This is a genomic window from Neobacillus mesonae (assembly GCF_001636315.1).
In the GTDB taxonomy this organism is placed as follows: Bacteria; Bacillota; Bacilli; order Bacillales; family Cytobacillaceae; genus Neobacillus; species Neobacillus mesonae.
In genome coordinates this window covers 212,713-236,375 of the sequence record NZ_KV440949.1, presented here as the reverse complement: position 1 = coordinate 236,375, position 23,663 = coordinate 212,713, and the positions used below count along the sequence as shown (strand labels likewise).

General features: G+C 38.7%; 22 protein-coding genes and 1 pseudogene. 19 read left to right on the top strand and 4 right to left on the bottom strand.

The annotated features are described in order from the left end of the window. Window positions 1–352: 352 nt before the first annotated feature. Window positions 353–1,753, top strand: coding sequence for an amino acid permease (locus A6749_RS01095; RefSeq protein WP_066383821.1), 1,401 nt, complete (start codon window positions 353–355; stop codon window positions 1,751–1,753). 88 nt (window positions 1,754–1,841) lie between these two features. Beyond that, entirely contained in the window at window positions 1,842–2,447 is a 606-nt protein-coding gene (locus A6749_RS01090; RefSeq protein WP_066383817.1) for a YitT family protein, read from the top strand. 50 nt (window positions 2,448–2,497) lie between these two features. On the opposite strand, the gene A6749_RS01085 is transcribed toward A6749_RS01090, so the two are convergent. The 4 genes and pseudogenes from A6749_RS01085 to A6749_RS01075 all read right to left on the bottom strand — a co-directional run bounded on the left by A6749_RS01085 (window position 2,498) and on the right by A6749_RS01075 (window position 5,254). Next, complete coding sequence (locus A6749_RS01085; protein ID WP_201787870.1) at window positions 2,498–3,313, bottom strand: ABC transporter ATP-binding protein; 816 nt, start codon at window positions 3,311–3,313, stop codon at window positions 2,498–2,500. A gap of 3 nt (window positions 3,314–3,316) precedes the next feature. Then, window positions 3,317–3,964: pseudogene (locus A6749_RS28000) on the bottom strand (taurine ABC transporter substrate-binding protein); the annotation flags it as partial. 12 nt (window positions 3,965–3,976) lie between these two features. Continuing rightward, entirely contained in the window at window positions 3,977–4,345 is a 369-nt protein-coding gene (locus A6749_RS27995; protein WP_153042989.1) for a MetQ/NlpA family ABC transporter substrate-binding protein, read from the bottom strand. An 18-nt stretch (window positions 4,346–4,363) separates the two neighbouring features. After that, complete coding sequence (locus tag A6749_RS01075) at window positions 4,364–5,254, bottom strand: ABC transporter permease (RefSeq protein WP_330220435.1); 891 nt, start codon at window positions 5,252–5,254, stop codon at window positions 4,364–4,366. A gap of 349 nt (window positions 5,255–5,603) precedes the next feature. On the opposite strand from A6749_RS01075, the gene map reads away from it, so the two are divergent. The 17 genes from map to A6749_RS00985 all read left to right on the top strand — a co-directional run bounded on the left by map (window position 5,604) and on the right by A6749_RS00985 (window position 23,652). After that, window positions 5,604–6,344: a type I methionyl aminopeptidase gene (gene map, locus A6749_RS01070; protein WP_066383814.1), complete on the top strand. Its 741-nt coding sequence runs from the start codon at window positions 5,604–5,606 to the stop codon at window positions 6,342–6,344. A gap of 125 nt (window positions 6,345–6,469) precedes the next feature. Continuing rightward, entirely contained in the window at window positions 6,470–7,258 is a 789-nt protein-coding gene (locus tag A6749_RS01065) for an HAD family hydrolase (protein ID WP_066383812.1), read from the top strand. Between the two features lie 94 nt (window positions 7,259–7,352). Further along, window positions 7,353–8,057: a BsuPI-related putative proteinase inhibitor gene (locus A6749_RS01060; protein WP_066383810.1), complete on the top strand. Its 705-nt coding sequence runs from the start codon at window positions 7,353–7,355 to the stop codon at window positions 8,055–8,057. Between the two features lie 282 nt (window positions 8,058–8,339). Next, window positions 8,340–9,686 (top strand): aspartate aminotransferase family protein, encoded by a 1,347-nt coding sequence (locus A6749_RS01055; protein ID WP_066383808.1) that lies wholly within the window; start codon window positions 8,340–8,342, stop codon window positions 9,684–9,686. 343 nt (window positions 9,687–10,029) lie between these two features. Continuing rightward, window positions 10,030–11,082, top strand: a complete 1,053-nt coding sequence (locus tag A6749_RS01045) for a putative 2-aminoethylphosphonate ABC transporter substrate-binding protein (protein ID WP_153042988.1) — start codon at window positions 10,030–10,032, stop codon at window positions 11,080–11,082. Between the two features lie 111 nt (window positions 11,083–11,193). Next, on the top strand, window positions 11,194–12,189 hold the full coding sequence (locus tag A6749_RS01040; protein WP_066383799.1) for an ATP-binding cassette domain-containing protein: 996 nt from the start codon (window positions 11,194–11,196) through the stop codon (window positions 12,187–12,189). An 89-nt stretch (window positions 12,190–12,278) separates the two neighbouring features. Then, on the top strand, window positions 12,279–14,051 hold the full coding sequence (locus A6749_RS01035) for a putative 2-aminoethylphosphonate ABC transporter permease subunit (protein WP_236719752.1): 1,773 nt from the start codon (window positions 12,279–12,281) through the stop codon (window positions 14,049–14,051). Between the two features lie 128 nt (window positions 14,052–14,179). Continuing rightward, entirely contained in the window at window positions 14,180–14,428 is a 249-nt protein-coding gene (locus A6749_RS01030; RefSeq protein ID WP_153042987.1) for a hypothetical protein, read from the top strand. Between the two features lie 63 nt (window positions 14,429–14,491). Next, on the top strand, window positions 14,492–15,049 hold the full coding sequence (locus A6749_RS29450) for an EamA family transporter (RefSeq protein ID WP_084797593.1): 558 nt from the start codon (window positions 14,492–14,494) through the stop codon (window positions 15,047–15,049). A 188-nt stretch (window positions 15,050–15,237) separates the two neighbouring features. Beyond that, a complete protein-coding gene (locus tag A6749_RS01020; protein WP_066383779.1) occupies window positions 15,238–16,554 on the top strand; it encodes an MFS transporter in 1,317 nt (438 codons plus the stop codon). Between the two features lie 80 nt (window positions 16,555–16,634). Beyond that, complete coding sequence (phnW, locus tag A6749_RS01015; RefSeq protein ID WP_201787883.1) at window positions 16,635–17,765, top strand: 2-aminoethylphosphonate--pyruvate transaminase; 1,131 nt, start codon at window positions 16,635–16,637, stop codon at window positions 17,763–17,765. Window positions 17,766–17,897: 132 nt separating this feature from the next. After that, window positions 17,898–18,686, top strand: coding sequence for a DeoR/GlpR family DNA-binding transcription regulator (locus A6749_RS01010; RefSeq protein WP_066383774.1), 789 nt, complete (start codon window positions 17,898–17,900; stop codon window positions 18,684–18,686). Between the two features lie 64 nt (window positions 18,687–18,750). Next, window positions 18,751–19,269 carry an MgtC/SapB family protein gene (locus A6749_RS01005; protein ID WP_066383771.1) on the top strand — a complete coding sequence of 173 codons (519 nt, stop codon included), beginning with the start codon at window positions 18,751–18,753 and terminating at the stop codon, window positions 19,267–19,269. A gap of 202 nt (window positions 19,270–19,471) precedes the next feature. Further along, window positions 19,472–20,668, top strand: coding sequence for a saccharopine dehydrogenase family protein (locus A6749_RS01000; protein ID WP_066383765.1), 1,197 nt, complete (start codon window positions 19,472–19,474; stop codon window positions 20,666–20,668). A 141-nt stretch (window positions 20,669–20,809) separates the two neighbouring features. Then, window positions 20,810–21,619: a phosphonoacetaldehyde hydrolase gene (gene phnX / locus A6749_RS00995; RefSeq protein WP_236719607.1), complete on the top strand. Its 810-nt coding sequence runs from the start codon at window positions 20,810–20,812 to the stop codon at window positions 21,617–21,619. A gap of 54 nt (window positions 21,620–21,673) precedes the next feature. Next, window positions 21,674–22,177 (top strand): BMC domain-containing protein, encoded by a 504-nt coding sequence (locus A6749_RS00990; RefSeq protein ID WP_066383763.1) that lies wholly within the window; start codon window positions 21,674–21,676, stop codon window positions 22,175–22,177. Further along, the gene (locus A6749_RS00985) at window positions 22,177–23,652 is read left to right on the top strand and encodes an acetaldehyde dehydrogenase (acetylating) (protein WP_066383761.1); all 1,476 of its coding nucleotides are present in this window, start codon (window positions 22,177–22,179) and stop codon (window positions 23,650–23,652) included. The genes A6749_RS00990 and A6749_RS00985 overlap by 1 nt, the downstream gene beginning before the upstream one ends. Window positions 23,653–23,663 lie beyond the last annotated feature (11 nt).

Here is a 23,663-nt window from a genome sequence, read left to right as displayed (position 1 = left end):
AAATATTCTACATAGTTAGAAAATATTGAACAGTTAGAATCTATGTGTTTTAATGTTATTAAGGAATTAAACTGGTAAGGATGACCTGACATCATGATTTTAACCTTCTAAGGGGGTGAAGGAATGCTAGTGGATGTAGGAATAGAAAAACAACGGTTCAAATGTGTGATGCTCTGAGGTGCAGGGGCTTTTTGATCGGGAAGGCCCTATTTTTAAATCTTTCAATGAATGTTAAACCAGCAAGATTGAAAGCGTATCCAGTTGGCGATTTAAAAATAAATGTTTCCTCAAGGACCTTTGGTGAAATTAAGAAATAAAAAGTTTATCCACATAAAGGCAGGAGGACGAGTAAATGAACGCAGATCAGAATAACCATTCAAAGTTGGATCGTAGTTTAAAAGATCGGCATATTCAGTTCTTAGCATTAGGAGGAGTAATAGGGGTAGGGTTATTCTATGGTGCTTCCGAGGCGGTCAGACTTGCCGGGCCGGGAATTATTATTGCCTATATTATAGCAGGTGTTATCGTAGCCATTGTGATGAGATCGTTGGGGGAAATGACTGTTGAAAAACCAATTGCCGGTTCTTTCAGCAGCTATGCTCATGATTTGTTAGGGCCGCGGATGGGCTTTATTACCGGGGGCATGTGGTGGTTTTTCTGGGTAGCGACGGTCATGTCAGAGTTAGCTGCCATCGGGAAGTTAATACAATTTTGGTATCCTAATTTTCCGGCGTGGATCCCTGGGTTAGTTGCTTTGGGATTGTTTACCTTATGTAATTTGCTGGTAGTAAGAGTTTTTGGAGAAATCGAATTCGTCTTTGCTATTTTAAAAGTTATGACGATTATTGGGTTTATGATATTTGGGGCACTCATGATCTTAACCGGGGTTTTCAATGATGGGAAAGTAGTAGGCTTAACTAACCTTTGGGCTCATGGAGGATTTTTGCCATTTGGCTGGGTAGGTGTGATTTCTGTTATTTCCTTAGTCATTCAGGGGTATAGCGGCATTGAAACACTTGCGGTTGAAGCAGGAGAATCCCAAAATCCTGCAAAATCTTTACCAAAAGCGTTTAGGACCGTAACATTCCGAATTTCATTTTTTTACATTGGTTCTATTTTAATTATGCTTGCCGCCTATCCATGGAGTGAATTATTGAAGGCAGGGGAAAGCCCTTATATTTTAATTTTCATGAAGGCAGGAATCCCATTAGTTGCTACAATTATGAATCTATTAATTATCTTCTCGGCACTCTCTTCTTGTAATACTGGTGTGTACGGAGCAAGCCGAATCCTTTATAGTATGGCAGAGGATAAAAATATGCCGGCTCGACTAACGAAAATAAACCGAAATAAGATTCCATACATGGCTACTTATGCTACAGCAGGTGCAATGTCCATTGGTACGATTATCACATACCTATCTCCGGACTATGTTTATATTTGGATAACCAGTGCCTCAGCTTTTGCCTCATTATTTACATGGATCGTCATTTTAATATTAGAGATATTGTTTAGGAGTAAAATGGAAAAGAGCGGAGTAAAATTACAATACCCAATGCCATTATGGCCGGTTCTCCCTATCCTTGGGATCATCATGTTAGTAGGGGCATTTGCTGCAATCGTTTATTCCCCATTAACCAGGGTTTCTGTCTTTTCAGGAATTGGCTGGCTCGTAATCCTGTTAGTTTATTATCAAATTAAGATTGCTCCAAGATATAATGATGAACCGAATGAAATGCAGCAAGGTGCATAAAAATTCTATATAAGAAAGTAAAAGGCTTTTATTTATCCCCATAATAAAAGCTTTTTATTTTTTTATTCAGAGAAGGGAATTAAGAAAAATGAAGGATGTAATAAAAATAATTTTGGGTAATATTTTTATAGGCTGTTCTTATGCTTATTTAGTTGTTCCACATGAAATCATTAATGGCGGGGTCACTAGCTTGGCGATGATATGTAATGCTCTTTCTGGGGCGGGGGTTACGAATCTTGCAAATTTGATTACGATCCTGCTATTACTGTTATGTTTAATCTTTCTTGGCAAGGGATATTTTTTTAAGTCAATCTTAAGCAGTATCTGCTACTTAATCTTCTTTAATTTATCTTACTCCTTGCCTATTAGCATTCATTTAACGATCATTCCCTCGATCATATTGGCAACTGTGTTCATTGCTATAGGATATTACCTATGTATTTCCGCCAATTCCACAACGGTAGGGGTGGATGTCATAGCTATCATTTTGCATCAAAGAAATAAAAAAATAGATATTGCTATTGCCATCAGGATGCTTAATTACCTGGTTTTGTTATTTGGATTCACGATATTTGGCTGGACTTCTATCATAAAAGGGGGGGCATTTACATTTATTTATTCCTTCATCCTGAAAAAATTACTAACTAGAAAATCAGCAGCCGTTATAGAGAAAGGGCTTGCCGTTAATAATTGAATAAAAAACCGCTTGATCCTTGGGAATCAAGCGGTTTTTTTTATTTTAAATTATGAAGAAATGATACTAATTATTTCTTCACGCCTTTTAACGAAATCCGGATCTGAGCGATACATGCGGCCTTTGCCTTCTTCGATTTTATAGGGGAGGTCGCTGTATATTTCCTTGACGATTCGGCCAGGGCGTGATGACAAAACGATAATATGTGTACCTAATAAGAGGGCCTCCTCCACGTCATGGGTAATGAAGAAAATAGTTTTATGCGTTTCCTTCCATATCTTGCGAATATTATCCTGCATCTGTTCCTTTGTCATTGCATCAAGAGCTCCGAACGGCTCATCCATTAAGACAATGCGCGGATCATTAGCTAAGACGCGGGCAATGGATGCTCTTTGCTTCATCCCGCCGGAAAGCTCATAGGATTTTGCCTTCTTAAATTGCGAGAGACCGACCATTTCTAAATAATGGTCTACAATTTCTTGTCGTTCTTTCGGTGGCACCTTTCGCATTTTTAATCCAAAGCCAACATTATCTTCTATGTTCAACCAGGGGTACAGCATTTGCTGTTGGAACACAACACCCCGGTGCCGGTCAGGTTTCGGTGAAATCGGCTTGTTGTCAAGCAGTACCTCACCGGATGTTGCTTGATGAAAGCCGGCTAATATTCGTAATAACGTTGTTTTTCCGCAGCCGGAAGGTCCTAATACGCAAACGAAGCTTCCTTCTTTTATTTGTAGATTAATATTTTGCAGCGCTGTCACGACCTGCTTATCTGTTTGATAGGTTAAGCCGACGTTGTTTATTTGTATCACTGTGGATTCAGACTTGGTTTCTCTTAAAGCATGACTAGTAATAATGGGGCTCACCTCCTAATCCTGTTGAAGAAATTGCGGCGCAATAGCATCTTCATATGCTTTTAAATCTGGTACAGTTTGAATCGCCTTTTGTGTTTTTAAGAATTCCGCTGTATCTTTTAAAGCTTTGGCAAATGCCCCTTTTTTATCAGGTGTACCAAGATATTGATCTGAGGCCTGTTCTTTAGCATCTAACCAAATTAATTGATCCATGAAAAATGCTGCGTCTTCTTTTGAAACGTTTAATTCATTTTTCATTGCGTCAGCTGCCGTGTCTTTTGATGAGCGGTAAGATCCTACAGCTTCGTCCAGTATTTTAATATATTGTTTTAAGACATCAGGATGTTTCTTAATAAAGTCCTTTGTTGCAATCCCAACATCAGCGGTAAGAATGCCGTCTTGAGCTAGGTCGCGGCTTGTAATAACGATATTGCCGTCCTTTACCATTTCACCTAGTGTCGGATACCAGACATACCCTCCATCGATTTGACCTTGTTTCCACGCTGCTAGCATGTCGGCAGGCTTCATGTCTAGAATAGTTACCTTGTTTTGGTCAATTCCTTTTAATTTGAGAGCAGATAACAAACTGTAATGCGTCGTTGATCCGAAAGAAACGGCAATTTTTTTACCAACTACATCTTCAAGTGATTTTATACCGCTGTCTTTTTTGACGACTTATGCCTCATTATCACCAATGACATCGTGCAGCCAAATGACTTGGTATGGCAAATTTTGTGCCACCCCGGAGGCGACAGAACTAGAGCCAATCAGTCCGGCATCAATTTCACCTGCCGCCATCGCTGTGTTTACATCAACGGCCGCCTCAAACTGATGAAGCTTAACAGTCACACCCTTGAATTTTTCTTCAAACATTTTGGTGGCTTTTGCTAGCAGCTCCGCATTTGGAATGACTTGATAGCCAATCCTAAATTCCACTTTGCCGTCAGCAGGTTTAGATGTTGTTTTGTTGCCGCAGGCGGTAATCATTAATAGTGCAAAAACTACCATTAAACTTATAAGCCATTTTATTTTGCTGTTTTTCATCCCTTAACCCCCAATTTTTTAATCTTTGCCCTTCCATGGGATAACTTTGACTTCAATTTTACGAAGAATTCGATCCAGTAGAATCCCTGTGATGCCCATTAATATTATTCCGACATACATGATGTCGCTTCGTAAGTATTTACTGGCATCGAGCACTAACCACCCGATCCCTGAGACTGCTGCAACCATTTCGGAGGCGACTAAAGTGGTATAGGCAAATCCAATCGCTGTCCTCATGCCGGTGAAGATTTCCGGTAAACAGGATGGAAAAATAACATATCGGAACGTTTGCCACTGATTTGCACCTAATGAGGTAGCGGAATGAATCCGATCCTCTAAGACACCTTTCACACCGGAAACGGCGGCAATATACATTGGAGCAAACGCAGCAAGGTATAGTAAGGCAACCTTTGAAAGGTCACCGATTCCAAACCATAAAATTAATAGTGTGTAGTATGACAATGGTGGTAACGGACGGTAGAATTCCAAGATGGGGTCTAATGCAGCTCGTACTTTTGTTGAATAACCACTAATTAATCCTAAAGGAACGGCTGTGATTAAGGCAAAGAAGAAGGCAATCGATAATCGATATAGACTATCTAGCAGATGAAATAATAAACTATTACCTTTATAACCATTTACAAGTAAATCGGTAAAGGCGGCCCAAGTTTTTGCTGGAGATGGGATAAACACTTCGGAGAAGATATTTAGCTTGGTGATGAGATACCATAGTAAAAAAATGATGACAACCGAGCTCCACATGATACCAGTTTCCTGTGAGATTTTCCATTTTCTCTTCTTACGTATGACTGCCGGTATCTCCATTTCTCTTTTAGGTTCTAAAGATGTTACGGTGTCATACAGTGGAACAGCTTCCTGGTCAACCTTTTTGTTCATGTTTGCATTCATTAATATACCTCACTCTCCTTCAACATTAAGCCAAATGGGTTAGTTCATTTTGGCTATTTTATGTAGAAAATTTTTTGCTACTCTTTTCTAGGTAGTAAGGAAAGACATTCTGATATAAAACAGATTATATGGGATAGGATAATAGTCGTCAATATTATTCGAAGATTATGACTATTTGAAATGCGGATATGACTTATTAGTAAAATTCATAAGTCATTGATATCTTGATAAAAGTCAATAATAGATTGCTAAATCAAACCTATCGGACATATACTTGTTTTTTTTAACAAAGAAAAGCTACAATGTTATATGGATGAATTACAAAAACTATGAAGAAGTAGGGAAAAGTATGATTGTAAAAACTGAAGAAGACCTTAACGGATTAAAGGAAATTGGCAGAATCTGTGCTGCCATTCGTGATGAATTAGTAAAGAAAGCGGTACCGGGCATTACAACGAAGGAATTGGATGAAATAGCAGGAGCGATGTTTGAAAGAGAAGGTGCGATTTCTGCACCGAAAGGGGAATACGATTTTCCCGGCTATACCTGTATAAGTGTAAACGAGGAAGTAGCACATGGCATTCCTGGGGATCGCGTGATTCAAGAAGGAGACCTGGTGAATATCGATGTTTCCGGTTCTAAGAATGGCTATTTTGCCGATACAGGTATTTCGATCGTTGTTGGTGACGGGGATGAAGTATTGAAGAATTTATGTAAGGTAGCGAAATTAGCCTTTGAAGCTGGATTGAAAAAGGCAAAGCCTGGTGCAAGAAAAACAGCTCTTGGCAAAGTTGTCTATCAAACGGCAAGACAGCACGGCTTCACTGTCATTGCTAACTTAACAGGACATGGCATTGGCCGGACGATCCATGAAGCTCCTGAATATGTTTATAATTATTACGAACCTTCTGATAGTGAAATACTAAAGGAAGGCATGGTTATTGCCTTTGAACCATTTATCTCCACTGATGAAGAAGAGGTATTCGAAAAAGGGGACGGATGGACCTATATTACGGAACAAAGCTTTGTTGCACAGTATGAACACACGATCATTTTGACAAATAATGGACCGATTATTACAACTCTTTAATGGAGTAAAAGCAGAATCTTGTGGTTCTGCTTTTTTTGTTGCAGCCAATATTAAATATCTGTATAGTTGTCCTATAAACAAAAAATTCGAAATACTCACTAGGGATGTTAGGAGCGAAGTTTCAAATGATAAAGGCGATTTTCTTTGACTTAGACGACACACTTCTATGGGACCAAAAAAGTGTCAAGGAAGCATTTTGTGCAACATGCAAAGTGGCTGAAGAGCGTTATGAGGTGGACTCTAAAGCTTTAGAAGAAGCGGTCCGCGAAGCTGCTAGAAAGCTGTATTCAGGCTATGATTTTTACTCTTTTACTCAAATGATTGGTATAAATCCATTTGAAGGATTATGGGGCAATTTTCCCGACGAACATTTGGGAGAATTTAAAAAGATGAAAGATACCGTTCCGGGATATCGTAGGGATGCATGGACAGCAGGGCTTAAAGCTTTGGGTGTAAATGATCCCGAATTTGGACAGGAATTGGGTGAACGTTTCCCTGCAGAACGACGGAAAACTCCATTTGTCTATGACGATACATTTAAAACCCTCGATGCATTAAAGGGTCAGTATCAGATGCTTCTATTAACTAATGGGTCACCAGACTTACAAAATACGAAACTTACAATTACACCAGAGATAAGTCCGTATTTTGACCATATCGTCATTTCTGGGGCTTTTGGAAAAGGCAAGCCAGACCCAGCCATTTTCGAACACGCATTGTCACTTTTGTCTATTGATAAAGATGAGGCAATTATGGTTGGGGATAATTTAATGACAGATGTTCTTGGTGCAAATCGGGCCGGAATTAAGTCGGTTTGGATTAACCGTCACGAAAAAGAGCGAAATGAAGTCGTTCCAACCTATGAAATTAAACAATTATCTGAACTGTTTCCAATCCTGGATTCTTTTAAGTAATTTGGCGGTTGGGTTGTCAGTAATGTAACAAATCCTCTTAGAACTACGACTAATTAAATGAACCGGTTTAATTTATTTAAAGGGGATCAAGAGGATGATAAAGAAAAAATTCAATAGTTTTGTTTGCTCAGCAATTGTTATTGGGCTCTTGGCAGGCTGTGGCTCCAGCAGTAATGTTAATGATCATAAAAGCGGCAGTTCCGGTCAAGATCCTGTCAAAACGGAGACACCAGCTAAGGATGAAATTGCCGCTAAGTTCCATTCTACGATCGAAACAAGAGAAGAGAAGAATGATGTCGTTGTTCTATATAAAGTGAAAAATTTATCTGGTGAAGCAAAACGGCTTTCTTTTACAAGTGGTCTTGAGGTAGATTTTATTTTATATGATCACAATGGGAATATCTTAAAGAGATATTCTGAAGAAGTATTATCAACACAGGCACTAAAAGAAATCACATTTGAAAATAATCAAGAAATTGAAAGAATGTTTAAAATTCCCGGTCTTGTGAACGGTAATTATAAGGTTGAGGCATTCTTGCTGGCTAAGGAAGAAGAAGCAAAAGCAGTAAAGGATTTTAATGTAGAAAATTCGATTTATAAATTAGGGGACGGCAAGCTGGTTGGATTAATGGACCCCCATTCAATAGAAGTCAATAAGAATGGCGAGGCTATTGCCTATCAGTTATCGGATCAAGCTAGGGTAGAGATACAATCAATTAAAGATGGTGACCTGGTGACCTTTGTTTATATAGAAAACGATAAAGGGCAAAAAGTAATTGAAAGGTTTGAAAACCAATAAAAGCCAAGAATTTCTGAGTGAATCAGACAGTTTGAAATAAGAATAAAAGGTAAAGGAGCCTAATATTTAAGGCTCCTTTTTGTATGAACAATATTAGATTCTAAATAAATTATATGTTCAAAAAGGTTGGGAATGGTTTGTATTTACTATGAGTTTTTTGAAAATTAACAATTTTTATTTACAAAACTACATACATATTATAACATAAAGTTGTATTTCCTTGGTTTTAGTTTGGCATTATTTGCATTATGCTTTATCACTATTTCGAAAGGGGAGGAATAAATGAAACTAAATTCCGAGTCGTTACGTACGGAAGGGGATGTCAATTTATCGCAGAATCGAGATATTTGGCAGAAAAATCACCTGAGTGAAGAGGCATTTCAACTGTTAGAGGAGGACTCCCGTTATTACTTACAACAATCTTTATCAACTCCTTGCTTAAATGTCATTGAAAAAAGTTATGGCATTTACCTTGAGGATATTGATGGGAGAAAATATATGGACTTTCATGGAAATAGTGTTCACCAAGTCGGCTATGGAAATGAGTATGTTGTCAAAGCTGTTAAAGAACAACTGGATACTTTACCATTTTCTCCTCGGCGGTATACGAATAAACCAGCGATCCAGCTTGCGAAAAAGCTTGCCGAACTTGCTCCGGGGAATTTGAATAAGGTTCTGTTTGCTCCAGGGGGGACTTCTGCCGTCAGCATGGCTTTGAAGCTTGTTCGAAAAGCAACAGGCAAATTTAAAACCATTTCAATGTGGGATTCATTCCATGGAGCCACGTTAGATGCAATTTCTGTAGGCGGTGAAGCAGTTTTCCGAAGCGGTATGGGACCGCTTTTACCAGGAAGTCTCCATGTAATGCCTTATAATTCATACCGTTGTTTGTTAGGAGAATGCAGCAAATGTCCATTTAAATGTCTTGATTATTTGGAATATGTGTTGGAACGTGAAGGGGAGGTTGGAGCACTGATTCTCGAACCAATCCGATGTACCGATGTGCAGGTACCGCCTAAGGAATATCACCAGAGGCTGCGGCAAATTTGCGATCGATATAATATGTTATTGATTTACGATGAAATACCGACTGCGCTTGGAAGAACCGGGAAAATGTTTGCCTTTGAGCATTATGGAATTGTTCCTGATATTGTTTTACTGGGTAAAGGGTTAGGAGGCGGGATATTGCCTATGGCTGCAATGCTTGTCCGTGATGATTTAGATGTGGCCAAAGACATCGCACTAGGACATTATACACATGAAAAAAGCACCTTAGGCTGTGCCGCTGCACTGGCGGTTCTTCAGTACATTGAAGAACACCAGTTACTTAAGCATGCCAATAAAATGGGTGATTATATGAAAGTACGACTTAAAAATATGCAAAAGCAATTTGAAATGATTGGTGATGTCAGGGGGATTGGACTGTTATATGGTGTTGAATTGGTAAATGATCGGCAAACGAAGGAAAAAGCAATAAATGAAGCGGAAAAAGTTATGTACAAATGTATGGATAACGGGTTAAGCTTTAAAATCTCTCAGGGAAATGTCCTCACGCTTTCCCCTCCTTTGGTGATTACGGATCAAGAATTGGAACGAGCTATGGATATTCTTGAACAATCTTTAAGGTAATAGAAAGATTTAATTAAAACAAAGATAAAAAAGGTAAAACAAATAAAAAAGTATTGCAATTAATTGGTTTGCGTTTTATATTTAATTAAAATATTCCTAATATTTTTTATATTCAGGATAAAAAGGAGGGATAATGCCCTAAAAATATGTCGTTTAGTAGAGCTAAAAATGACTGATATATCATTCCTGTAAGCGCTGCCAACGATAGTTTTGTTTTGGGGTTATATGGAAATACAGGTGGGTGATTCTGGAACTGGCACTAATAAAAACAGTTCCTGCAGGCAAAAAAATGACAGCAGCATGACTTTTTTGCAGAAAGAAAAGCTGAAAAAATTTAAAGGAGATGTTTAATTTGAAAAAAGCAGCCATTTTAATAATGACAATTCTTTTATTCTCCATTGTTACAGCCTGCAGCAGTAAAAGCTCCTCCAGTAAAAAGAAAGAAGAAATAACAGTCTATACCGCCATTGAAGATAATCAATTGCCTGCCTATATGGAATTATTTAAAAAAGAGCATCCGAATATTGAAGTTAAACTTGTTCGTGATTCCACGGGTATTATCGCCGCCAAATTGTTAGCTGAAAAAGATAATCCTATAGCGGATGTTGTCTGGGGACAAGGAATTACCAGCCTTATTCCACTAGATGAGCAGGGAATGTTTCAGCCATACAATCCTAAAGGAATTGATAAGATTTTGCCGCAATTAAAAGACAAAGCTGACCCTATCCACTGGGTAGGGATTGACGCATATATGGCAACTTTTGCCGTTAATACGGTTGAATTAGAGAAAAAAGGATTACCAATTCCAAAGTCTTACAAAGATTTATTAGATCCGAAATATAAGGGGTTGATTTCAATGCCGAATCCAGCATCGAGCGGCACGGGCTTTTTAACAGTATCAGCCTTTTTACAGCTATTGGGTAAAGATCAAGCTTGGGATTATATGGATAAACTTCATGAGAATATTGGCATTTATACACATTCCGGATCAAAACCGGCTAAACTGGCAGGGCAGGGAGAATTCCCAATTGGTATCTCGTTTGACTATCCAAGCTTTAAAGAAAAAGGGTCCGGTGCCCCAGTCGAAGTCGTATTCCCTGAAGAAGGTTCCGGCTGGGAAATGGAAGCTAATGCCTTAATTAAAAAGGATAAAATTAAAGATGCTGCCAAAACATTCCTAGACTGGTCCGTCAGTGAAGGATTCCTTCAGCTCGTGAATAAGAATTTTGCTGTTGTGTCTGCAGATCTTGGGAATCAACTTCCGGATGGTTATCCAAAGGATTTAATGGAAAAACAATTGATTCAGAATGACTTCCAATGGGCAGCCCAGAATAGAGATTCCATCTTGGAGAATTGGACGAAACGATATGATTCTAAGAGCGAACCTAAGGAATAGTTATAGCCGATAATTTAAAAGAAAATCTTGCGGGGCGAATAGATTTTTCAGGCTGATAAACTAACCCTGCAAGCTTTTCTTCCAATTTGGTAAGGGGAAGGGGGACTTTGGATGGAATTTTTAGAAATTCAGAATGTAACCAAAACATTTGGCAAATTTGTAGCTTTGGACCATATTAATTTTTCCGTCAGAAAGAAGGAATTTGTTTGTTTATTAGGTCCTAGCGGTTGTGGTAAAACCACATTGCTTAGAATTATCGCGGGTCTTGAGGATCCGAATATTGGTTCCAAAGTATTGTTGGAAGGTAAAGATATTAGCGCACAGCCTCCGTCCAAAAGGAACTTCGGTATTGTATTTCAATCGTATGCTTTATTTCCGAATTTAAATGCCTATCAAAACATCGCCTATGGATTGAAAAATAAAAAGCTTCCAAAAAAAGAAATTGACGAACGTGTAAGGGAAGCCCTATTACTTGTCAATTTGGAGCATATTAAAGACCGTTACCCGTCACAGTTATCCGGGGGACAACAGCAGCGAATTGCACTTGCTAGAGCGATCGCATTATCTCCAAGCTTTTTGCTGCTTGATGAACCATTATCCGCACTTGATGCCAAAGTTAGGCTAAAACTAAGAACAGAGATTAGGAATTTACAAGAAAAATTGGGTGTTACCACGATTATGGTGACTCATGATCAAGAAGAAGCTTTAACGATGGCTGATAAGATTGTCGTAATGAATAATGCCCAAATTGAACAAATTGGTACGCCGCAAGAAATTTACGAATATCCGGAAACACCTTTTGTCGCTGATTTTATTGGTACTGTTAATATGCTGACTCAAGAGGGAACTTCGATGGCAATTAGACCTGAGCATATTCAAATCGCAGAACAAAAGACACCTTCAAGTATTGCGACAATTGTGAAGGATTTGGAGTTCCGCGGTGCCTTCTACCGTTTGTTTTTGCAAATTAATGAACAAGATGAGTATAGTGTGACGAATGGTTTATTGGCTGTAGATGTTCCAACCTCCATGATAAATAAATTGTCAATTCAAAAATACAGCACTATTTATGCGGAACTGCCTCAAAGCCATCTAGTTACTTATTAAACTAGTAATTGCTTAATTATTGGAATGGAATAGGAAGGATGGGGTGGTGACCGTTGTTAAATTCTGAACAAGTAATAAAAAAAACGGAAATAGCGACAGGAAACAGTGCTATATATAAGAAAAAAATACGGCAAAAAACCGGAAAAGTAGAATGGGTTCACAAAGGATTAGTTGTATTGGTACTGATAGGGCTGATCATTGGAGTTGTTCTTCCGTTATATCAACTATTGCTAGTCGCACTTCAAAAGAATGGGGAGTTTGTTGGGGTAGCTAACTTTATTAAATACTTTGAAACACCGTCCCTAGTGCAGTCCATGTATAATACGCTGTCCATCTCAACATTAACGGGGATCATTTCTGTTGTATTAGCATTTTTTTATGCGTATGCCTTAACGAGAACCAACATCCGCTGGAAACCCTTTTTTAAGTATATCGCATTCATCCCTTTATTTGCCCCAACCATGATGCATGGGATTGCACTGATTTATTTATTCGGTAATAAAGGTGTTATCACCACCGGTTTTTTTGGACAAATTGAAAAACTAACGGGACTTAATCTCGCCATTGATATTAACCTTTATGGTCCGGTAGGAATAGTCATTTCAGAAGTAATTTATACATTCCCGCAAGCGTTCCTAATTCTGATGGTTGCAATCGCCGTTACGGATTACAGAATTTATGAAGCCGCAGATACGCTTGGGGCGAGTAAACTGAAGAAGTTTTTTACCGTGACGATCCCAAGCTTAAAGTATGGTTTGGTTAGTGCCTTTTTTGTTGCTTTCATTTTAAGTTTTACAGATTTTGGGGCACCAAAGGTAGTAGGCGGCCAATACAATGTTTTAGCGACTGATTTATATAAGCAGGTGGTCGGTCAACAAAACTTAAGTATGGGTTCAACAGTTGGTATTATCCTGGTAATCCCGGCGCTGATTGCGTTTATTGTCGATCGGGTGATTCAAAGGAAACAAAGTTCATCATTTTCTTCAAAATCGATAGCTTATAAAATCAAGAAAGGCTCATTGCGCGATAAAATTTATTTTATCTACTGTCTTTTAATTTCGGCAGGGGTATTGTCCCTTATTGGTGCTGTAATCGCAGCAGCGTTCGTTAAGGTTTGGCCGTACAATTTCTCATTGACATTGGACCATATGACATTTAAAAATGTTGCAGGGAATGGATTGGAGCCTTATTTCAACAGTATTTTTGTGTCATTAATGACGGCAGTTTCAGGGACCTTCATTATCTTTATTGGTGCCTACTTAATCGAGAAATCCCGTTTTATGAAAATAACGCGGCAGTTAAGCTACTTTTTATCGATTTTACCGCTGGCTTTGCCAGGACTAGTTATTGGTTTAGCCTATATTTTTTTCTTCAATAAACCCGAGTTTGAAATTCCATTTATTGGAGCGGTTGTCGTTAATCCGTTTCATTTTCTATACGGGACGTTTGCCTTGATTGTTATATCTAATATCATCCATTTTTACTCAGTAAACTTTATTACCGCAACAACAGCATTGAAAAAGCTGGATAGGGAATTCGAGCCAGTTTCGGAGTCGATGAATATTCCGTTCTACAAAACCTTCTCAAGCGTAACGGTTCCAATGTCATTACCTGCAATTTTAGAAATCGGCATCTATCTATTTGTCAACTCTATGACAACAATATCAGCTGTTATTTTTCTGTATACGGCCGATACAAAGCTTGCGTCCATTTCTATTGTTAATATGACGGATGCCGGGGATACTGCACCTGCCGCAGCTATGTCAATTATTATCGTTCTTACTAATATTTTTGTGCGAATCATGTATGAGTTTGTGACAAAGAAAATCAGGAACAAAACGCAGGCTTGGCAGCAAAGATAAATAAATCAGATGAACCTATGAACCATCGACATAAATATAGTTGTCGATGGTTTTATTAGGCCTTAGGGTGGATGAAACTTCCTAATTTTCACCGATAGATGTCGAAAGAAAAGAAAGGGAATTATTTCATGTCCAATGCAATATTGCTCATTATTATGTTTGCTGCGGTTTGTCATGCGATTTGGAATGCGATAGGGAAAAAAATTGAAGAACGGGAAGCATTCTTTACCTTAATCTTAGGAGCCTCGGTGATTCTTTATTTGCCGCTGGCTGTTTATTTATTGCAAACGGAAGCTTTCCATTTAAAAGCGTATAAATGGGCGATTCTAAGTACTATATCTGAAACCTTGTATTTCTATGCGCTCGGCAGGGCATAACTTACCGGAAATCTGAGTAATGCCTATCCAATTTTACGGGGAACGGCACCGATAGTAGCTACAATGCTTAGTTTTATATTTCTTGGTGTAACCATATCAGTACTTGGTTTTATAGGAATATTGGTTATAATTATCGGCATTTTATATATAAACCAACAAACTTTTTCAGTCTCCGGGATCGCGAGTAAGTTCAAAGGTAATTTTCACAATCTTAAATGGGTGTTTCTCACGGGTACGTTTTCGGCCCTAAGCAGTGTTTTAGATGGTATGGGAGCTGCATTAATGTCCGGGCTGTTATTTAAGTATTTAGTCTATTTAGGAATGTTTATTGGTAAATGGTTAATTGATCGTATCCTAAGGGTTGAGGTTTCCTATTTATCGTTAATCAAAAAGTATCCGATTCAACTTCTTATTGGCGGGTTGTTTGTATTTATTTCTAATGCGCTTGCGGTTTATGCGATGGAAACAACACCCATTACTTATGTTGCTGCAGTAAGAGAAATAAGCATTGTTTTTGCTGCTTTGATTGGGGTTATTTGGCTGAAAGAAGAGGTTAATTATGTAAAATGGATCGCTATTTTGATGATTGTTTTAGGTGTAGGAATGATCAAATTTAGCTAAAAAATAGGGGCATAAATAATAAAACAAACTAAAAACAACCAAATGATGATACGAGAACAAAGAAAAAACAAAAAAATATCGAAAAAACTATTCACAATTGTCAGAAATAATGGTATTCTTAATACAGGGTTTACAGGTAAGCGTTTACAGACATCGAACTTTAATCTTAGTAATTGGGGAGGTCTTTTATGTCAGCAAATGTCCAAACAAAAAAGGTGAGGAAAAAGGCGTTAGTTGCAAGTTTAATAGGAAGTTCAATTGAGTATTATGACTACCTTTTATATGGAACTGTTGCAGCTCTTGTGTTCAACAAACTTTTCTTCCCGAATTTCGATCCAACTGTTGGTCTTTTGATTTCTTTGGCATCTTTTGGAATTCCTTATTTCTTCCGTCCGCTCGGCGGGGTGATCTTCAGCCATATCGGTGATAAGATTGGCAGGAAGAAATCGTTGGTGTATACACTAGCGATAATGGGAATAAGCACAGCGTTAATTGGTTTTTTACCGGTATATGAAACGATAGGTATTTGGGCTCCTATCCTCCTCGTGCTGCTTAGATTAATCCAGGGAATTGCTGTTGGCGGAGAATGGGGGGGAGCAGTATTGCTCGCTGTTGAATACTCCGATAAGAAGAAACGGGGTTTTGCCGGAAGTGTTCCCATGATGGGCGCAGCAGTGGGGATGATCCTCGCAACTGCAACCATGGCGCTATTACGATTATTACCCGATGCACAATTTCTAGCATGGGGCTGGCGCGTACCCTTTATCGGAAGTCTAGTGTTGGTTTTCCTTGGGTTGTGGATACGAAATGGATTGGAAGAAACACCTGATTTCCAACAAGCAAAGGAAGAAGGAGCGGTATCAAAATTACCAATTGTCGATACGTTTAAATATCACTGGAAGGAAATTATTTTGACTACAGGAGCAAAGGCAATTGAAACAGCTCCATTCTATATCTTCGCTACTTTTGGAATTTCTTACGCTACCAATACATTGAAAATGCCGGAAGGTCCAGTGCTTAATGCAATCACTATTGGAACTTTGATCTCATTGGTGATGATTCCATTAATGGGAAGACTATCTGACCATGTTGGACGTAAGAAAGTTTTTGTTTCCGGTACACTTGGTGTCATTCTATTTTCAATGCCGTATTTCTATTTACTGTCAAAAAAGTCAATTCTTCTACTGACAATTGCCGTTATGATCGGTTATGCATTATGGTCAGTCATTACTGCGGTATTGGGCACAATGTTCTCCGAAATGTTCCGAGCAGAAGTTCGATACACTGGAATTTCGGTTGGATACCAGCTAGGAGCGGCAATATTCGGTGGAACTGCTCCCCTCATTGCAACTTCATTAGTTGCTGCCTTCCATGGCTCATGGGTTCCAGCAGCTATTTATCTGATGCTATTAGGTGTAATGTCGCTTATTTGTGTAAGCCTCATTAAGGGGATGAGTGAAGAAGAAAAAGAAGGAATGAAAAAGCGAATCAATACAGCATCATAACGATTATTGAGGCAATACCCGTTCATTTAGGTAAAAATAATAACCATTCTAAGGAGAAGTAAACTATGACTCAAAATGAAATGATGAATAATCCGTATTTATTATTAACACCCGGACCATTAACTACGACTGACACTGTAAGGCTGGCGATGATGAAGGACTGGTGTACATGGGATGATGATTATAATAATATTGTACAGGGGGTCCGCCAAAAACTGGTAAACCTTGCGACAAAGTCAGTTGAAAAATACTCGGCTGTTCTGATGCAGGGAAGCGGCACATTCACCGTTGAATCTGTTATTGGGACTGTACTGCCAGAGGATGGGAAATTATTAGTTATAGCAAATGGGGTTTATGGGCACCGAATTGCAAAAATTTCAAACAAATTAGGGATCAACACAGTGGTGTTAGAAAGCGGAGAGGTTGAAGGGTTAGATTTAAACAGGTTAACGAATCAATTAGAAAACGATCCGGATATCACTCATGTTGCAATAGTTCACTGTGAGACAACAACCGGTATGTTAAACCCTATTGAAAAGGTAAGCAAAATCGTAAAAACATATAATAAAATCTATATTGTTGATGCGATGAGTAGCTTAGGAGGTGTTGAACTCGATATTGATGATCTTCAAATCGATTATATTATTAGCAGTGCAAACAAGTGTATTGAAGGTGTACCAGGATTTGGTTTTGCCATTGTTAAAACGGAAGAGTTTGAAAAATGCCAAGATAATGCAAGGTCTATATCGCTTGATCTTTATGACCAATGGAAAACGATGGAAGAGCAGAATGGCAAGTGGCGTTTTACCTCCCCTACACATGTAGTAAGAGCTTTTGCACAGGCACTAAAAGAACTTGAAGAAGAAGGCGGAGTAAGTCAGCGAGCTGCTAGATATAAAAATAATCAGAAGACATTATCTGAAGGAATGAAGCAGCTCGGCTTCGAACCAATCCTTTCAGAAGATTTACAATCACCGATAATTACGTCCTTTTATTATCCGAAGACTGAAAATTTTGAATTTGTTGTCTTCTATAATAAATTAAAAGAAAAAGGCTTTGTAATTTATCCTGGTAAAGTATTAGATCTAGATACGTTCCGTATTGGAAATATCGGTGATGTACGTCAGCATAATATCGAATTATTATTAAAGGCGATTGAAGAAAGTAGATATTGGCTTAGCCCTGTTTTTGAAGAAAGCCAAAGTAAATAATGTCTTTCTTCCGCTAATACTGTTAGGACTCGGATAAAACCAAGGAAAAAGGAAAGAATTCTTGTTTTTGATGATTCTTTCCTTTTCAAGTAGTATAATTATAATGGAAATATTTATCATGGGGTGAATGTCTTGTCATTAGCGGGAGAAGAACGAAAAAGAAAAATACTTGAATTACTAGAAATAAAGGGTAAGGTGAAGGTTAGAGACCTGTCAGAAATGCTTGAGGTATCAACTGAAACTATTCGAAAATATTTAGATGAACTGCATCAGGAGGAAAAACTCAAAAAAGTTTACGGCGGGGCAATTAATCTTGCGTTTTTTGATGAAGAACCTTCTACATCGGAACGGGAAGTAATCCATTCAGATGAGAAGAAAAAAATTGGAGAAATGGCCGCTAATTTAATTAATGATAACGATGTAATTGCGATAGATGATGGAAGTACTCCATTACAATTGGTAAAAAACCTGCAAAAAAAACGAAACTTAACGATTTTTACCACTTCAATTAACGCTCTTTCCGTCCTCATTGAATTAAGCCAGCAAAATGTTTTCACAGGGAAAATCTTCGTATTGGGCGGGGAAATTAATACCGTCCATCATCGGGTTACAGGCGGTTTTACAATGGAAATGCTTGACAATATTTATGTTGACAAATACTTTATATCTGCAGATGGACTTTCAAAGGACGATGGAATTACTGGATATGATTATTCAAAGGGAATGGTAACGAAAAAATTGATTGAACATTCCAATAAGACGATCTTACTAATTGACCATTCCAAAGTCGGAAAACGAACGAATTTTAAAATGGCAGATTTAAAAGACATCAGCATGATTATTTGTGACCAACCGCATCCGGAAGATTGGGAACATATGCTAAGAGAAAATGAAGTCGAGTGGCTGGCGGCTTCCCAATAACTAAAAATAAGCGAAGGCTCCTCTGGAATTAAGGTATTTCACTGCCTAAAAGGAGGCATGTAAAATGGAGCACTTGGGAGTCTTATACGAAGACCATCTATGGAAAAATGTCGAAGTATATCTCAGGCTTGTCATTAGCGCACTTCTCGGTATGGTAATCGGCTGGGACCGAAGTGCAAAAAATAAACCGGCCGGTCTTAAAACTTTCACTTATGTTTCTGTATCGTGTACCTTAATTACAATTGTTTCAATCTACAGTGCAGAGGTTTTTGGAAATTCGAACATTAATAACCGAATGGACCCAATGCGCTTAACAGCACAAATTGTTTCAGGCTTAGGTTTTTTAGGGGCCGGTCTTATTCTAAAAGACGGATTACAAGTAAAAGGATTGACCTCAGCAGCCATGGTTTTTTTCGCAGGAGGTGTCGGCATCGGAATCGGCGCCGGTTTCTACGGAATTGTATTGGCCTCTGTGTTTATTACGTTTATCTTGGCAAAAATCGGTCAGTTTATCGAAAATAGACATTTATCAGCTATTGATCAAAGTGAAAAACAACGTCCTTTCCAGCGAAGTTCTGGATGACCCAAATATAGTTTAAACCGCCTTGTTTTATTACATGGCGGTTTTTCTTTATATCTCTTGGTTTTAAGTATATTAATGAGCAAAAATGTAAAATAAATTTAAAAAGAACCAAGAAAAACCAAGACAAACCAAATAACTTGTGATATACTCAAGTCAACTCATTAATTGAGTGAAAATTTTTAATTTTAAGAGGAGGAAAGGTATGAAAGTTTTTTGCTTGGGTGGTGCAGGCAGGATTTGCAGAGAGGCGGTATTAGATTTAGTAGAGTATTCAGAATTTGATGCTATCACGATCGCTGATTTTAATGAGGAAATTGGATTAGAGCTGGTAAGAGAACTTAATGATCCGCGTGTTAGCTTTGTCAAAGTAAATGTATTTGATCATGATGAAACTGTTCAGAAGATGAAGGGCTACGATATTGTTATGGATGGTACCGCTATTACACTAAACGGCCGTTCAACCGCCTGTATTGCTGAAGCACGATGTCATGGAATAAATCTAAATGGCTTTGGAGCCGAAGATGAATATTCTGAAATATTCAAAAAGAACAACCGCACCGCAGTGCCTGGTTTTGGAATGACTCCAGGGGTCACTCAAATGATGGTTATGCATGCTGCTAACCAATTAGATGAAGTAGAGGAAGTAAGAGTCAGCCACGGTTCCTTCCGGCCAATTGCGTTTTCAAAATCCATCACAGAAACAACTACCTATGAATATGACCCAGATCTTCCAGGCCGGATTGTATATGAAAAGGGTCAGTTTGTTCAGGTTCCTCCATTTGCACGACCTAGAAAAATTCAGCTTCCAGAACCATATGGTGAAACCGTACAATATATCATTCCACATTCAGAAACTCGCACACTAGCAAAAGCACTTGAGCATAAAGGTGTGCAATTAATTGAAGTAAGAGGGACATGGCCGCAGAAAAATATGCAGCTTGTTCGAGCACTTTATGATTACGGGATTATGCGAAATCCAAAAATAAAAATAAATGGTAATGAAATAGGGGTTATGGATGTAATAGGAGAATACTTAATCCAATCCAGAGAAGGTCAAGAAACAGAATTATATGGCTACTCCCTTCATATAGAAGTTGTCGGTAATAAGGACGGCATAAAGAAACGTCATGTCCTTTATCATACCCATCCTGCAAGTGACGGATCCGTCAAAGGCTGGGAGAAATTAAGGGCTTATACAAGAAATGTCGGCATTCCAATGGCGATTGCCACGGAAATTATTGCTAAAGGCTTAGTGAAAAAAACAGGTGTTTTAATTCCTGAAGAAGCATTCGAACCGACAATGATTTTCGAAGAATTGAAGAAACGCGGGATTCATGTACATGAGGTAATTGAAGAAATCAAAATGGAATCCGAAGAAGAAATATCTGCAAATGCTTAAACACAAATTGAATGAATAGTGGAACAGGTAATTTTATTAAGAAAACCCCTATGTTCCTAAAAGAATGGATGAACTAATAAAATAGCAAATTTAACAATTCTATGCTGTTGGATTAGTTGCTGATAAAGGAGGGTTCGTGTTTTGGGAAATCAAACTCCCCAGATTGAAGCTGTTATTTTTGACTGGGCAGGCACCACAGTAGACTATGGCTGTTTTGCACCTTTAGATGTATTTATTGAAATCTTTAGAAAAAGAGGTATTGAAGTATTAGACGAGGAAGCACGGGCGCCAATGGGTCTTTTAAAGTGGGATCATATTAACGTCATGTGTCAAATGGATCGCATCGCGCAGGTCTGGAAAGAAAAGTTTGGTCAACTTCCGGAGAAAAAAGATGTTGATGATTTGTATGCCGACTTTGAGCCAATGTTGTTTTCTATTCTTCGAAACTATTGTACACCGATTCCTGGGGCAGTAGAACTAGTAGAAAGATTAAGAAAACAGGGAATCAAAATTGGCTCGACTACAGGGTATACTGCAGAAATGATGGCTGTAGTGGCACCTGAAGCGAAAAAAATGGGTTATGCACCTGATTTTATGATCACTCCAAGTGATGTTCCTGCAGGAAGGCCGTATCCATGGATGTGCTATCAAAATGCCATGAATCTTGGGGTTTACCCAATGAAACATATTATAAAAGTAGGAGATACAATCAGTGATATTAAAGAGGGTGTAAATGCCGGGGCATGGAGTGTTGGTATTCTAAAAGGCGGCAGTGAACTTGGACTGAAGGAACACGAAGTGAATGCGCTTGACCCTGATACACTGGCAGAAAAGCTAGAGACTGTTACGAAAAGATTTAAAGACGCAGGAGCTCATTATGTCATTGACAGTATTGGCGAACTGGATAAATTAATTCCAAAAATTAACCAGCGTTTAGCCAACGGAGATTAAAAAATACTTAGAATTCTAAATATTAGCAACCGAGAGATGGAGAGGTGATTTTAATTGAAAAAACATACCTATGCACTCGGGATGGTCGAGACAATTGGTTTTCCGGCAATGGTAGCTGCTGCCGATGCTGCTGCCAAAGCGGCCGATGTGATGGTTACCACCTATCAGAAGGCGGATTCGGGGATTGTAACGATTTACATCATTGGCGATGTGGCTTCAGTAAAAAGCGCTGTCGATGTTGGAACAGACACAGCCAAAATAGTTGGTCAACATCGACACTCACATGTTATTCCTAGACCGGATGAAAATGTCATTCAAATGCTCTTTCCTCAGTTAACGGAAGAAAATGAGAAACCATCTAGTCAGGAAGTACAAGAGTCAAGTACACAAGAAAAAAATAATCGAGATTTAAATAAAAAGAATTTGCAGGAGCTTCGCGAAATTGCACACTCCTTAGAACATTTTCCGTTATCGCCAGATGAAATAGCAAAGACGAAAAAAGAGGAGTTAATTCAAGTGATTGTAAAGTTCCAAACAGGGAAAGGCGGCGATAAGTGATGTACTTGGATACCGATCTTGAATCGATTCAAGAGGCGAGAGAAAATCTGAAATTAGCTAAAGCGGCACAAAAGGCAATGGCAAATATGACACAGGAACGGGTTGATCAAATCGTACACTGCATGGCCCAGGCTGCTATGAGAGAAGCAGGCAGACTTGCAGCAATGGCGGTTGATGAAACAGGATTTGGCAAAATGGAAGATAAAATGACAAAAAATCTTTTCTCTGCTAAAGATGTTTATGAATCTATTAAGGATAAAAAGACAGTTGGAATCATTTCACGTGATAACGAAAAGAAAGTGCTGGAGGCAGCCGAACCAGTTGGAGTGGTGGCGGGAATCATCCCATCTACGAACCCTACGTCAACGGTTATTTTTAAAGCATTAATTGCCATTAAGTCAAGAAATGCGATTGTTTTCAGCCCGCATCCTTCGGCAGCTAAATGTACAAATGAAGCAGCAAATATCCTAATGGAAGCGGCAAAAAAGGCTGGGGCACCAGATGGGATAATTACCTGTATCAAAAAACCGACACTTGCATCAGCACAGGAATTAATGAAGCATAAGGATACAGATTTAATTCTAGCTACGGGCGGTCCGGGCATGGTGAAGACAGCTTACAGTTCAGGTAAGCCGGCATATGGCGTTGGCTCTGGAAATGTCCCAGTATATATTCATTCAAGTGCAAATTTAGCAAGAGCTGTGAGTCAAATTGTCCATAGTAAAACGTTTGACTATGGTACCATTTGTGCCTCTGAGCAAGCCCTTGTGGTGGATAAAGCGATTAAGAACAAAGTGAAATCTGCACTAGAACAACAAGGGGCATATTTCTTAGATGATTATGAGAAGCAAAGAGTAGAAGCAATTATTTTCCGCGGAAGCGGTTTAAACCCTGAAATTGTAGGGAGATCACCGAGAGACATCGCGAAAATTGCGGGTATTATCGTTTCCGAGGATACTAGATTACTAGTGGCAGAAGAAACGAATATAGGTAAAGAGCATCCAATTTCATTGGAGAAGTTGTCACCTATTCTTGCTTTTTACACTGTCGCAAATGAAGAGGAAGCTGGTAAGGTCTGTAATGAACTGCTTGAAATTGGCGGACTAGGCCATACGGTTGGAATACATTGTGAAGATCAGCAATTGATTGAAAGCTTTGGTATCACACAAAAAGCTTCACGGGTGGTCGTGAATTCTGGTACAACCTTTGGTGGAATTGGGGCAACAACCGGGATCTCACCGTCGTTGACTCTTGGCTGTGGTACCTACGGGAATAATATTTCATCGGATAATATTGGACCAGAACATTTATTGAACAAGAAACGAATTGCCTTTGGCATTCGGGAAATGAAAAATGAGGCTCCACCAAGAAATACTGGATTTAAAGAAAGCGCTTCATATTCCGAACCAAGTGTTTCAAAGGCGGAAATTATGGAAATCGTTAAAAGCGTGTTAAAAGAATTAAATTTTAAATGAGGAGGAATAAA

Bases quoted from the DNA above. Each gene is read 5' to 3' on its own strand.
- A6749_RS01095 (WP_066383821.1), top strand. From the start codon at position 353: ATGAACGCAGATCAGAATAACCATTCAAAGTTGGATCGTAGTTTAAAA.
- A6749_RS01090 (WP_066383817.1), top strand. From the start codon at position 1,842: ATGAAGGATGTAATAAAAATAATTTTGGGTAATATTTTTATAGGCTGT.
- A6749_RS27995 (WP_153042989.1), bottom strand. From the start codon at position 4,345: ATGAAAAACAGCAAAATAAAATGGCTTATAAGTTTAATGGTAGTTTTT.
- A6749_RS01075 (WP_330220435.1), bottom strand. From the start codon at position 5,254: ATGAATGCAAACATGAACAAAAAGGTTGACCAGGAAGCTGTTCCACTG.
- map (WP_066383814.1), top strand. From the start codon at position 5,604: ATGATTGTAAAAACTGAAGAAGACCTTAACGGATTAAAGGAAATTGGC.
- A6749_RS01065 (WP_066383812.1), top strand. From the start codon at position 6,470: ATGATAAAGGCGATTTTCTTTGACTTAGACGACACACTTCTATGGGAC.
- A6749_RS01060 (WP_066383810.1), top strand. From the start codon at position 7,353: ATGATAAAGAAAAAATTCAATAGTTTTGTTTGCTCAGCAATTGTTATT.
- A6749_RS01055 (WP_066383808.1), top strand. From the start codon at position 8,340: ATGAAACTAAATTCCGAGTCGTTACGTACGGAAGGGGATGTCAATTTA.
- A6749_RS01045 (WP_153042988.1), top strand. From the start codon at position 10,030: ATGTTTAATTTGAAAAAAGCAGCCATTTTAATAATGACAATTCTTTTA.
- A6749_RS01040 (WP_066383799.1), top strand. From the start codon at position 11,194: ATGGAATTTTTAGAAATTCAGAATGTAACCAAAACATTTGGCAAATTT.
- A6749_RS01030 (WP_153042987.1), top strand. From the start codon at position 14,180: ATGTCCAATGCAATATTGCTCATTATTATGTTTGCTGCGGTTTGTCAT.
- A6749_RS29450 (WP_084797593.1), top strand. From the start codon at position 14,492: ATGCTTAGTTTTATATTTCTTGGTGTAACCATATCAGTACTTGGTTTT.
- A6749_RS01020 (WP_066383779.1), top strand. From the start codon at position 15,238: ATGTCAGCAAATGTCCAAACAAAAAAGGTGAGGAAAAAGGCGTTAGTT.
- phnW (WP_201787883.1), top strand. From the start codon at position 16,635: ATGATGAATAATCCGTATTTATTATTAACACCCGGACCATTAACTACG.
- A6749_RS01005 (WP_066383771.1), top strand. From the start codon at position 18,751: ATGGAGCACTTGGGAGTCTTATACGAAGACCATCTATGGAAAAATGTC.
- A6749_RS01000 (WP_066383765.1), top strand. From the start codon at position 19,472: ATGAAAGTTTTTTGCTTGGGTGGTGCAGGCAGGATTTGCAGAGAGGCG.
- A6749_RS00985 (WP_066383761.1), top strand. From the start codon at position 22,177: ATGTACTTGGATACCGATCTTGAATCGATTCAAGAGGCGAGAGAAAAT.